The organism is Polycladidibacter stylochi, from assembly GCF_001562055.1.
Taxonomy (GTDB): domain Bacteria; phylum Pseudomonadota; class Alphaproteobacteria; order Rhizobiales; family Stappiaceae; genus Pseudovibrio; species Pseudovibrio stylochi.
This window is the reverse complement of the sequence record NZ_LLWE01000005.1, coordinates 95,875-107,967: the sequence shown is the minus strand read 5'-3', so window position 1 is coordinate 107,967 and position 12,093 is coordinate 95,875. Positions and strand designations below refer to the sequence as shown.

At 45.1% G+C, this 12,093-nt stretch carries 14 protein-coding genes; 5 read left to right on the top strand and 9 right to left on the bottom strand.

The annotated features are described in order from the left end of the window. The first annotated feature begins 579 nt into the window (after positions 1–579). The gene (locus AYK67_RS00560; RefSeq protein ID WP_068080793.1) at positions 580–1,659 is read left to right on the top strand and encodes an NAD(P)H-dependent flavin oxidoreductase; all 1,080 of its coding nucleotides are present in this window, start codon (positions 580–582) and stop codon (positions 1,657–1,659) included. A gap of 40 nt (positions 1,660–1,699) precedes the next feature. Here AYK67_RS00560 and AYK67_RS00555 read toward each other — a convergent pair whose 3' ends face one another. The 4 genes from AYK67_RS00555 to ygfZ form a co-directional block, all read right to left on the bottom strand. Next, positions 1,700–2,722 (bottom strand): NUDIX hydrolase, encoded by a 1,023-nt coding sequence (locus AYK67_RS00555; protein WP_244266854.1) that lies wholly within the window; start codon positions 2,720–2,722, stop codon positions 1,700–1,702. Positions 2,723–2,767: 45 nt separating this feature from the next. Then, the gene (locus AYK67_RS00550) at positions 2,768–3,271 is read right to left on the bottom strand and encodes a tyrosine phosphatase family protein (protein ID WP_068080789.1); all 504 of its coding nucleotides are present in this window, start codon (positions 3,269–3,271) and stop codon (positions 2,768–2,770) included. A 61-nt stretch (positions 3,272–3,332) separates the two neighbouring features. Further along, positions 3,333–3,983 (bottom strand): YfbR-like 5'-deoxynucleotidase, encoded by a 651-nt coding sequence (locus tag AYK67_RS00545; RefSeq protein WP_068080786.1) that lies wholly within the window; start codon positions 3,981–3,983, stop codon positions 3,333–3,335. 77 nt (positions 3,984–4,060) lie between these two features. Further along, positions 4,061–4,945, bottom strand: coding sequence for a CAF17-like 4Fe-4S cluster assembly/insertion protein YgfZ (gene ygfZ / locus AYK67_RS00540; protein WP_068080783.1), 885 nt, complete (start codon positions 4,943–4,945; stop codon positions 4,061–4,063). Positions 4,946–5,269: 324 nt separating this feature from the next. On the opposite strand from ygfZ, the gene AYK67_RS00535 reads away from it, so the two are divergent. Next, on the top strand, positions 5,270–6,520 hold the full coding sequence (locus AYK67_RS00535) for a BtaA family protein (protein WP_068080781.1): 1,251 nt from the start codon (positions 5,270–5,272) through the stop codon (positions 6,518–6,520). 78 nt (positions 6,521–6,598) lie between these two features. Then, positions 6,599–7,270 carry a class I SAM-dependent methyltransferase gene (locus AYK67_RS00530; protein WP_068080779.1) on the top strand — a complete coding sequence of 224 codons (672 nt, stop codon included), beginning with the start codon at positions 6,599–6,601 and terminating at the stop codon, positions 7,268–7,270. 10 nt (positions 7,271–7,280) lie between these two features. On the opposite strand, the gene AYK67_RS00525 is transcribed toward AYK67_RS00530, so the two are convergent. Beyond that, entirely contained in the window at positions 7,281–7,934 is a 654-nt protein-coding gene (locus AYK67_RS00525; protein WP_068080776.1) for a hypothetical protein, read from the bottom strand. A 305-nt stretch (positions 7,935–8,239) separates the two neighbouring features. Between AYK67_RS00525 and AYK67_RS00520 the strand changes: the two genes are divergently transcribed. After that, positions 8,240–8,920, top strand: a complete 681-nt coding sequence (locus AYK67_RS00520) for a LysE family translocator (protein WP_082735572.1) — start codon at positions 8,240–8,242, stop codon at positions 8,918–8,920. 118 nt (positions 8,921–9,038) lie between these two features. On the opposite strand, the gene AYK67_RS00515 is transcribed toward AYK67_RS00520, so the two are convergent. The 4 genes from AYK67_RS00515 to AYK67_RS00500 all read right to left on the bottom strand — a co-directional run bounded on the left by AYK67_RS00515 (position 9,039) and on the right by AYK67_RS00500 (position 11,193). After that, positions 9,039–9,323, bottom strand: a complete 285-nt coding sequence (locus AYK67_RS00515; protein WP_068081266.1) for a hypothetical protein — start codon at positions 9,321–9,323, stop codon at positions 9,039–9,041. Positions 9,324–9,550: 227 nt separating this feature from the next. Next, positions 9,551–9,985: a TIGR02301 family protein gene (locus AYK67_RS00510; protein ID WP_068080774.1), complete on the bottom strand. Its 435-nt coding sequence runs from the start codon at positions 9,983–9,985 to the stop codon at positions 9,551–9,553. A gap of 199 nt (positions 9,986–10,184) precedes the next feature. After that, a complete protein-coding gene (locus AYK67_RS00505; protein ID WP_068080771.1) occupies positions 10,185–10,697 on the bottom strand; it encodes an NUDIX domain-containing protein in 513 nt (170 codons plus the stop codon). Beyond that, complete coding sequence (locus AYK67_RS00500; RefSeq protein WP_068080769.1) at positions 10,681–11,193, bottom strand: hypothetical protein; 513 nt, start codon at positions 11,191–11,193, stop codon at positions 10,681–10,683. The genes AYK67_RS00505 and AYK67_RS00500 overlap by 17 nt, the downstream gene beginning before the upstream one ends. A gap of 86 nt (positions 11,194–11,279) precedes the next feature. Between AYK67_RS00500 and AYK67_RS00495 the strand changes: the two genes are divergently transcribed. After that, on the top strand, positions 11,280–12,062 hold the full coding sequence (locus AYK67_RS00495; protein ID WP_068080766.1) for an SOS response-associated peptidase: 783 nt from the start codon (positions 11,280–11,282) through the stop codon (positions 12,060–12,062). Positions 12,063–12,093: the final 31 nt, after the last annotated feature.

Genomic DNA, 12,093 nt, shown 5'->3' with positions numbered 1-12,093 from the left:
GCTAAGAGGACAAAAAGCCAAATGCAAACACTGAGATTGCCTTCTATGACAAATTAACCGTTATTTACCGTAGATAGTTCCGAAGGTTGCTTTTTTATCCTCAAAACAGGCAAATAAATCATAGTTTCAATGAACAAAAATGATCGATACCCAAAGGGTATGCAAAATACTCTTAATTATTAAAACTATAATGAATTCAAGCGGAATCAGCACTATCGAAACAGCTAGCCAAGAGGGTTTGAAGAAAAAGGCCAATAAACAATCAAAAATTAAAGACTGATAATTGTGCCGATATAATTTTCATTTGAATAGCTAAAAGAGCCATTGGTTAGAGAAAGAGCGAGATTGGCAAAATACTGCATAAGTCACTATTATTTTTGACAAAGGGCGAACACACTCCAGCTGCCCTAGTAATTGACAATACGGTACTATACCTATCTATTAGAGCGCATGTAATTATTATTTCTACCAAGTGTCTACGCAGATTATCATTCGTAATTATAATGCATTGATAACCGGTAAATGCCGCAGAAACCCTAGATAGCCCAGTAATTTCATTATAGTATATTTGAGGTAAAAATGCTTATAAACCAAATTGGATCTCGGGTTAAGAATGCTTGTAATCTGACTGGAACCACACACCCCATTTGGTTGGCACCGATGGCGGGCGTACCTTCCGTAGAGCTGTCGGCCAATATCGCCAATAGCGGGGGCATGGCATCTTGTGGCACCATACTGATGCAGCCAGAGGCAATCACCCAGTGGTGTCAGTCGTTCAAAAGCCGATCTAAAGGGGCACTTCAACTCAATATCTGGGTGCCAGATGCCGCTGCTCAGCGGAACATCGCCCAAGAACAAAAGATGAGAGAGTTTCTTGCCAATTGGGGGCCAGAGGTTGATAATGAGGATGCTAATCTAACTCCGCCGAATTTTGATGATCAATTCGATGCGATGGTGGCACAAGCACCAACTTTAATTTCAAGCAGTATGGGCCTGTTTTCACAACAACAAATCGCGCGGATCAAATCAGCAGGAATTTTGTATTCAGCTACCGTAACAACAGTAAAGGAGGCCATACAGGCCAATAAAACGGGTTGTGACTTGATTATTGTACAAGGTTCAGAGGCAGGAGGCCACAGAGCAACATTTAAACAAGAAGAAGCACAAAGTGTTTGTGTGGGGCTGTTGTCTCTAGTGCCGCAAGTTGTTGATGTTGTATCTTGTCCGGTGGTTGCTGCCGGGGGCATTGCCGATGCGCGTACGACCTTTGCAGCGTTGGCTCTTGGTGCCTCGGCTGTCCAAATCGGCACTGGTTTTTTGAGATGTCCTGAAGCTGGAATCCCAGAGGCTTGGGCGCGCGAAATCGCGTCCACCAGACCTGAAGATACGACATTGACCAAGGGTTTTTCAGGGAGGCTAGGGCGCAGCATCCGCACAGACTATGTTCATGCTTTAGAGGCAGATGGCCTTACTCCATGCCCCTATCCAGTCCAACGCGGGTTGACTGGTAAAATGCGTAGTACGGCTGCAAAGCAAAACGATATAAAAGGGATTCAGGCTTGGGCTGGACAGTCGGCCATGCTTGCTAGAAATGCCCCTGCCGATGAAATTGCATTGCGGATTTGGAATGAAGTCCATGCAAGTTTAATCGGAAGCTAAGCGCTATCGTATTTCAATGTGCGCCTTAAGGGGCCGAAATTTAATTCCGACTTACGCGTAATCCTGGAGCGGGGCGCTCTTTCAATATATCCCGACGAAAGCGATAAAGGGCGGCTGGGCGGCCACCAGTGGCCGTTGATGTGCCTCCGGTGGGTTCAACCAATTGTCCAACTTCAACAAGTCGGCGGAAATTTTGCTTGTGTAGGTGATGGCCTGAAATAGCTTCGACGGTTCTTTGCAGGTCAGTGAGAGTAAACTCGTCTGGCATTAACTCAAAAATAACCGGTCGATATTTGAGTTTTGCACGTAACCGCGAAAGTGCCGTTGCTAAAATCCGCCTATGGTCGAATTGTAGGCCGCAGCCAAAACGAACATGGTCTTGTGATGACAAGCTGGTGCGGCCATCGCGCAATGATTCAGGAACGACGCCAAGCGCATACATGAGTTCATAACGGTCTAGAACCCGTTCTTCGTCCCAATCCAGTGCACCGGCGCCAAACGACAGTTGGTACCTGTCTTTCAGCTTGAAACCGCTAACACCGGTATTTGAAGTTTTTGTATCACGACAAAGCTGGTTTAAAAGCGGATCTATGTGGTTTTGGAGGATCTCCGGTTTTCCCTCGCGCCAGTCTTCCCACGGAAAGAAGCTATACCAAGGACGCCATTTTGCACCAAGCTGATCAAGCATCTGTTGCGATTCCGGTGTTTGCCGTGTCAAAGCAAGATACCCGACAGAAATGACATGTGGCTCATCGGCTTCTTTTTTGGTGTAACGCCCTCTGTCACCAAACGTATAAAGCTGCTCCACATAACCAAGTGGTAATGCGGTTTGCGCGTGCACAAACTCACGCAGCCCAATCTCGAATGTTCGATGCCGCAGAGGGTTAAAAGGACCGGAGGGCAGGCTATCCATAGTTGGCCGCCCCTTTAAGTCTGGAAGTGTCAGCACATAAGGCGTGGAATCAACAACGGAAACGATAACCGCATTCAACGCAATTTCAATTGAGGGCGTTTGTTCAGGTGCCATCTCTATTTCTATGGTGTCCTGACATGTGGTTATCATGGGTTAGTCCTGCATTACCGAGATTATAACTATAACAGCCAATCATTACAGGCAAAACACGTTGCCTTCAAAAGCGTCAGCGCCGCGACCAATGCCATCAATCGCTTTAACCATTCTTCCTTCACGTTGCAATATTTGATCTGCCAGTTCAACCACATGTCTGTTGGGGGTAACTTTCTTGCATAAAGATCTCATATGCAGAGCCCAAAACTCTTCTGTTTCAAACGGGCAAACGCAACATTTTAAAAGAAATGCAGCTGCAGGTGAACGCGAAATGCCTGCAAAGCAATGAATAACAACAGAGCCAGCAGCAAGTTGGTCCCTGCCAAAGTCAATGAGTGTTTCTATTTGCTCACGCGTGGCAAGCTCAAGGCCATCACGCGCCTGCGAAATATCATGAAATTGTATGCTCAAAAACTTATCGCCAGATATAAGCTTGGGCCTTATAATCTCACTTTTGGGTGAGCTGAGACTGATAACGGCGGATGCTTGCGATAGCTCTAACGTATTTACAAGGTGTCGCTGCGGGCAAACCCATATTTTATTCATTTGATACTCTTAATTGGCTTTGCATGCTAAGGGCGCTAAGGGTTTTCTTGATGTTTTCGAGTTAAATTTCATTTGTGATCTTGTCAGATGTGCTGCAGGCAGCGAGCGCATGAAATCTATTTAAAAAAGCTCTTTGTGCATCTACTGTGGATTGCGAAATAAACAAGCCCTTCATTTCTTCCTGCTGTATTGCACTCAGCTCTTTAGGAGCGCCAAACAATTGCTTCGCTTCGTTTTCATCAAATCCAGCCAGTAACGTAGCCTCGAAATATGCGCTTATAATATCGGCACGTTTTGCTAAGCGGTCGATTTTGTTTGGGAGTGAATGCGGTAAGCCAAAAGCCCGATGAATGGCATGATGCAGCGCAGTTTCAACAACCTTGTAATTACCGCCCATCACATTCTTGAAGGGGGAAATCATGTCACCAATGACGTATTCAGGAGCATCGTGCAACAAAATAGCCAAACACCATCGCGCTTCCAGCTCAGGAACAAGTAGCTTGGCGATGTGCTCAACCAAAACACAATGTTGGGCAACAGAAAATGCATGTGTACCTTGAGTCTGGCCGTTCCAGCGTGCCACACGCGCCAAACCCTGGGCAATATCGGTGATTTCGATGTCCAGCGGTGAAGGGTCTAACAGGTTTAAGCGCCGCCCAGACAACATACGCTGCCAAACACGCGGAGGACTGTTTATTCTGTCTGCTGCCATAACGCTCTCGATTGTAATCTATAAATTGAATTTTCTTTAACAGGTGACTAAACGTCAATGAGTGACCCTGCGTCCAATCACTTTTCACTAAGTGTACTTTCCAAATCATAGTTTGCCCAATGAGGCACTCTCAAGGCAACTGAAACGTGGTTGACATGCAAGCTATGCTTTTTTTGCAATGCCTCAGTAACACGGTCAAGCCGAGCAATAGCGATACCTTGGGTTTGATAGGAAGAACCCAGTACCGCTACAGCCTTTTCGCCAGCGAGTATTTCGCTCCCCATTTGAGCGAGTGGCGGTGTTGCCGTAACAACTTCAAGCAAACGACGTCGGTTGCTGCCACGGTGTTTCATACGGGAAACGACTTCCTGACCCACAAAGCATCCTTTTGTGTAGCTAACGCCGTTTTGTAAATCCATTCCAACGTCTGAAGGGAAAAAGGTACCAAAATTATAATCTTGTCCGCCCTCGGCGACACAATGAGAAATACGATGGGCATGGTAATCTTGTTCTTCTGCATTGGTAGCAACCGCATTCAATGGGCCAATGCGCCTTCCTCCCATTTCTGGTAAACGCGGGTCAGTGGTAAAGCCAAGCTCATCATACGTGCTCGTTTGCTCATCATTCCAAGCCGCAAAACAAAACAGGTCAGGGCAATGTTCAATGGTGATGTTGGCACGTAGTTTGTAAAGGCGCATTTTCTTCAAGAACAAACTAAGGGTACTCGATGGTAAGTCCAAGAATAACTTTTGCGCTTGATCCGTATTCTCATCTGATGCGTGAATGAAAAAATCGAAGTCGATTTTTCCTTGCGGGCTAAGCAGAGCACCATAAGCCAAGCCCGCTTCTTGAGCGGGCATGACATCGCAGCTAACAAGCCCCTGTAGAAAATCAAGTGCATCATCACCGCAAATGCTTACCACAGAACGGGAAGTCAATTTCGCAATATGCATGTGGGACATGATAAACTCCAATGAAACCGATAGGAAGGCTAGGAACGACTAGAATACAGTGTGTCGCGCTTCTACATAAAGTACCCGTAAACAGCAAGATTGTTTTATAGTCAAACACATATCAATGTATAATAACAACGCGAGCTCAGGTACCTTAAATAGAAAATTGATCTAAGTATGATGTAATTATAGAGATTATATTTAGCAGCCTAACTTAAAAATTGATCTGAGCGTTATTTTTATTAGGTTCGCGTTGAATGTCATACGTATGTCGTCTGCGTCAATTAGGTCTCTGCTCCAATATTTAACCGGGTATAGATTCTGGAGCAGGTTGTGTCGACGCCTTTAAAGCAATCCAAAAAGAATTTGAGCCAAGCGGTACACCGCTCCTCAATTAAAACATCAAGTGGTCTATTGGAGCGAGCGTTTACGTTTGCATTTAAAGGAATGGTCTACCCACAAATATGGGAGGACCCCCAAGTTGATATGAAAGCCCTACAACTAAAACCTGATTCAAGAATAATCACAATAGCATCAGGTGGCTGTAATGTGCTGTCATACCTAACAGCAAACCCGGAGCAAATTATAGCTGTAGATTTAAATAGGGCGCATGTCGCGCTGAATCATTTAAAGCTGGCAGCCATCAAACACTTACCCGATTATAGCACTTTCTATCGCTTCTTCGGTGAAGCCCACGAGAAAGCCAATGTTGAAGCTTATCACCTGTATTTAAAAGATAAGCTCGATAAGGAAACACGTCACTACTGGGAAAGCCGGGATTGGACAGGGCGCCGACGTATAACGCTTTTTTCCCGCGACTTATATCACCACGGCTTACTAGGTTACTTTATTGGTTTAACGCATAAGATTGCCAAGTTTTACGGTGTTAACCTCAATGAAGTCGTCAAAGCAAAAACTCTGGATGAGCAAAGAACGATTTTTGACCGGACTATTGCCCCGCTTTTTGATAAAAGACTGATCCGCTGGGCAACAAGTAAAAAAATGTCGCTCTACGGTCTTGGCATTCCTCCGGCTCAATATGAAGAGCTAGCTGCCTCTGGAGGCGGGGATATGGCTGTGGTGCTAAAAGGACGGCTGGAAAAACTCGCCTGTGGCTTCTCAATGAGCGACAACTACTTTGCTTGGCAGGCATTCTCTCGTGGCTACGCGCCAGCCTCACCAAAAGAGGCAAGAGGAAGTTCTGGTCCGCTGCCACCGTACCTATCACAAAGCCATTATGAAGAAATAAAATCTCGCGTTGGCCGTGTGCAAATCCGACATAAGAATTTTAAAGAGCAACTGGTTGAGGAAGCCGATCAAAGCATGCATGGCTTTGTACTTTTAGATGCTCAAGACTGGATGACGGATGAACAGCTAAACGACTTATGGGCGGAAATGAGCCGAACAGCCCATAAGGGAGGGCGGGTTATCTTTCGTACAGCAGGTGTTCATAGCATTCTTCCAGGGCGCTTGTCACCAGATATACTGGCCTGCTGGAATTATGAGGAAGAAGAAAGTCAAAAGTTAAATGCAGAAGATCGCTCTGCAATATATGGAGGATTTCATATTTACACGCGACAGTGATATATGAATTTATAGGTATCTTTTCTCTGATTATTAAGAATCGTTTGCGCAGCAATTTTTTAAATACGAGACCAGTTAATGTTGCAACCTATGACATCCGACCGACTAATGGATTCAATTTATCGTCATCAACGCCATATATACGATATAACGCGAAAGTACTATTTATTAGGCCGCGATCAACTCATTAACGAACTGGAAGTGCCAAATGGTGGTACAGCGCTTGAACTGGGCTGCGGCACTGGTCGGAATTTGATTGCTGCATCTAGAAAGTACCCCAATGCAATTTTTTATGGATTAGACATATCCGAGGCAATGCTCGAAAAGGCTGAGGAGCAAATCCAACGTGCAAACTTATCCCATAGAATACATTTAGCCAAAGCAGATGCGACTAACTGTAACTGCTTTGATGTCTTTGGCGTGGATGCATTTGATCGTGTCTTTTTTTCTTACTCACTATCAATGATTCCCCCTTGGAAACGCGCCCTTGAAAATGCGACGAAACTGGTCAAACCAGGTGGTGCTTTACATCTGGTGGACTTTGGTCAGCAAGAAGAGTTACCAAAAGTATTCCGTTCGCTACTATTTCGTTGGTTACATAAATTCCATGTTGAACCCAGAGCAGACTTACAAGATGACCTGTTATATTTACGCGGGCAAACAGAGGGGGAACTGGCCTTTCAAAGCCTTTATCGTGGTTATGCTTGGAAGGCGCAGCTTAAAATGCCGCGCCTGCTCTCCTATGAATGAGCTTTAAGCATCAGTCACCTGCAATGAACTCTCTTAGCGTTCCATCTTCAGCGATTGCTATGTGGTAGAAGGTCCACATTCCATAATCCTGCATCTCGTAAAAATCAGCCGCGGTAATAATGCGGTACATTTCCACTGTCTGCTTGCTATTGAGCTTTGTCAGAGGAAAGCGCGCATGATAAGGCCAAACGAATACTACGGGTTTACCAGGTTCGGATACACGAACATAACCACTATCAAGTGTATCAAGCATGATGGCCAGCAGTTCACGCCCTTCGCCATCTCCGGAGCTTTCTTTTAGGTAATCAACCGGATCATAGACGTCACCATATGCAACCTGCGGCGGTGTTTTTTGGGCTTGAAACAACGGCCGCAATGCATCCATATCACCCGAGCGCGCAACGGCAATTAGTTTATTGCGTAAAGCGGCAACAGGAGCCGGCAGTTGGTCTAAGTCGTATAAAACTTCAGGGATCACCTGTGGTGTAGGCGCTATACCCTCTTCAAAGTCCGTATTACTCTCGTTGTTATCGCCAATATTTATTTGGGTACTACCATCATTAGGTGGCGTGATACGAATGGATTGGGTCTTGGTGACGGCAGCATGAGCCACGCAGGAGCTGAAAATAAAAATGAAACCGATAAGCAAGAGGCGTGCGTTCATAAAACCAGCTCCAAAAAATTGATGTAAATACTGATTCCAGTCTAGCAAATGACCACACTAAAAGAAGAGCATAGCCACACGAAGGCTGGGGATAGTTGGGCCTATGCACAGCTCAGATTCGAATTGCAGTGTATCGTTAAATTAATGCAACTTAATTTAGGTAAAACACCATAAAATTCAAATGAATATGATGTATCTCAACTTACTTTCTCTGTAAAATATCTATAGGAGATTGCTAAGTGCTAACACGAGATATTATAAGCAGCCTACGAATAGAGTAATTGGACACAAGTGGCCTTGTTGAAATGAATTTTGAACTGATTATGACTGGTTTTATTATTGGTCTGGTTACATCTGCACCGGTTGGGCCAGTAAATGTTATGGCAATTCGTCGGGCTGTTAATCGGGGTTTCATTCCTGGTTTTCTTGCTGGATTAGGGGCTGTTACGGCCGATGCGCTGTTTGCTTTGGCTGCAGCTTTGGGAGTAACTGCAATTGCCGAGTTTATCAAAAGCTATAGCTTAGCAATACAATTATGTGGCGGACTTTTGTTGCTGTTCTACGGGATTAATACATTACGCGTGCATTTACATTTATCGCAGGCCCAAAATTCGGGAACTTCAATCATCAAAGGCTTTTTTGCCGCTTTTGCTATGACTGTAACGAACCCGGGTGCTATTTTGGGCTTTGTAGCTATCTTTGGCTCTCTTGGGCACCTTGCGCCCGATCATAAAGACTATCTAGCTGCACTCACATTAGTAACTGGTGTAATTATAGGTGCTTTGCTGTGGTGGGCAAGTATATCAATGCTTGTTTCAAAGCTAATTCGCCACCGGGTAAATGACAGTACTCTAGACTGGATCAACCGGATTGCAGCGATAATTTTGATAGGCTTTGGAGGCTTTTTACTTGTGAAGGTTGCGGCAACGCTCTTGGGTTTTTGGCCAGCAGATTACTTTGAAGCGGGCTTGGAAACTCTAGGCTAAGCAAGCATTGCGTAGAATCACAATAAAGCAGGCGTAAAGTAAGAGACTCAAAATAACATTCAATGGATTTGAGTCTCTTGAAAATTAATAGGGCAACACACGTTAATAACTTGCCGCACTAGTGGACGCAGCGCTCGATAGAATAGTCACCACGTTGTACCCGCATGGGGAGCTCTTCGGCAAATTTGGTTACGGCTTCCTCTCCAAACTGAGTGACCAGATCCATCATTGCCGTGAAAAGGGCGGCATGAGAAAGAGCTGCAGAATCAAGCCCGTGAGACATACCTTCTTCAAATGCTTCTTGGATAAAGCCTAGAGCAAGCCTTCTGATATCTGCATCAGTAACTTCAATTTCCTCAACTTCTTCATCCAATCCAGATGGGGTGAATTGATCTTTGATCATACTAGGCAGTCGTCCTTTGCCAACAAGGCGCATTGTAAAGCGCATTTGATTCCATGGTTGTTGGCTCAACGTTAACACGGCAAAGGAGAGCAAGGGCCCTTGGGTAAAAGAATTGTTAAGCTCGTCCAGAACTTCTATAGTTTATGGTTAACAGCAGCCCGAAACTACGGTTATACAAGGGTCATCTACATTCAAACTGTGGAAAACGAGTATAAAAAACAATTGGGTTATTTTCGGCTGTACTTACCTAAAATCAGGTGGCTGGTTTCATAACCTTCGCGAATGTACCGTTTGGTTGCGGCTTTTGCAGAGTCGGTACACTGGGAATAAACACTGGCGTATCCACGATAGCTTTGGTTAAACCGTTCAACCAGCCGCCGCCGCCGCAGTTCATTCTTCACCTCCATATCTAAAAGCGCCTGCATTCTTCCTCGCCATTCATCCGCTTCCGCTTTATAGCCACATAACGGGCGCAGGTAATGTAATGCACCCATTATTTCCGCAAGACGCATGAGCTGCGGCTCATAAGGTGAGTTCTTCAATTCGGGAGGTTCAACAGGGCTATTATTCTCGGGAGCTTGCGTTTGAGTAGCGGGTTTTGCTTCGCTATTCTCTTGAACTGGAGCACTGCTGGCTAAGTTGACCGTAAAAAATATAGCCATCAAACAGCTCAAAACCAGCTTGGCGAGCCTAAGACGACATGAGGTGCTGCAAACCACATCTAACCTTTGTGAAAACAGTTGGTGACTTCTCATATGTGTCTACCCCTAAAAGGCCACCCTTAAACCATGCTGATGGCTGTATAATCTTGCTACGACCAGTTTTTTTCTTATATGGAAACGATTGATAAATACCAAAATGTCAGATGCAGGTGAGTACTCTATGAAGCTTATGGGCACAATTTCGTATAGCCCCAACAAGAACAACCCCTTCTTTCTCAAGTTCACGCACTTGTTCATCATCTATTATTGTTTTGAGCGATATCCACTTACAATCATCTGCATCGCTTGCGGCTTTGGCTTCGCCTGTAAAGTTTAAACAATAAAAGACGCGAAGAGTTAATAGTGAAGAGCGAGCTGATTGTTGTCCACCTGGCTCAAGGTCAGTTAGGAATTGAAGCTCTTCGAGCTCTTGCAGCATGCCAGCTCTTAGACCGCTTTCTTCATAAAGTTCGCGCTGTCCAGCTTGGTAAAAGCTTTCGCCTCTCTCACATTTTCCGCCAGGAAATGCCCACAGGCCAGCATCAGGTTCATGAGCACGCTTAATAAGTAGTACACGCTCAAACCTATCCAAGCATGCAATCGACACACCAAACCGCTTGCGGCGTATTGGAACGCCAGCTGGCTGTAGCAAACTGTCAGGAGAACAATGCATCGACGTCTGCTTGAATTGTATCTTGCTCGACAGGGGCGGCATTGCTTTCACGGCCATGGATAATTCCAATACAAGAGCATACCAAGGGCTGTATGACCTCGCTTACCTTGTATTGTAATTCCCTCAAGTAGTCAGGGTTTGTCACTTCCATTGTACATAACACCGACTGAATATCGCCCACTTCTTTATCAACGGCTTGAATGGCCATTTCCAACGCATCACGCGTGTGTGAAGGCGCTGCATAATACGCTTCAATTGCCAGCTCTCGCTCGGAAAATGAAGAATCTTCAAAATGTTCGATATAGCTTTTAGGCTTCCAATCAAGCACATCCTCAACGCAGTCCGGCATAGCGGGCAACATTTCAAGAAGCATGATAACTTCGTTAAAATGATTAAGGTAGTCAGTGGCAAGGCCTGTTGTTGGGTTTATGTTGGCGCACGCAAGACGCTCGTGACCCAGGTCAGCCAAGCTTATGTGTGCGTGCAACTCTTTCATTCAACCCTCCAGGCTAATACAATAGCAACGATTGGACATTTTAAATTATAGTTCGCTTTAAACGAAATACGAACAGGTGTGGCAACATGTGTGGAAGTTATAGTCTTGCAGTCCCAGCGGAGGAAGTCCATAACTACTTCCAATATATAAACAATATTGATTTTCCACCACGCTACAATATTTTGCCTCAACAGCCGGTTTTGTTTGTTATGCAAGATTTTGGGCGTCGGCAGGCCATGCTTGCGCACTGGGGATTCTTACCTGCATGGGTTAACAATCCCTTAGAATTTTCATTAGCTATTAATGCAAGAGCTGAAACAGTCGTTGAAAAACCTGCATTTAAAAATGCAATGAAGCATCGTCGTTGTTTAATACCGGCAAGCGGCTTTTATGAGCGAGCAAGAAAAAGAAAAGGCTGTAATGAGCGTCAAGCCTATCATATCTCAGCACATAAGGCTTCGCCCGACTACGGGGAAAATGGGATACTGGCGATGGCAGGGCTTTGGGAAACCTATTCACATCCCGATGGCGGCGACATTGATACTCTGGCAATTATAACTGTGCCCGCCAACGATGATATCCGTTTTATTCACCATCGTTCCCCCGCGATTATTGAGCAAGACCACTTTGATGAATGGCTGAACACCTGTGATATCACGGCAAAACAAGCTGCAAAACTACTTAAACCCTCACCTGAAGGGCGTTTTTACCCAGAACCTGTTTCTAATAGGTATTTGGACAAGAACAACGATGGTGCTGAATTGATAGCAGCTGTTCGTGATCAGGAGGAGGATCAGCAATTCAAGCGCTCAAAAACGAAAAGGAAAAATAAGGACGATAGAGCGCGTCAACTCAACCTTTTCGAGTAATGCGCCACTCATTTCAAAAAATTTATGTAAA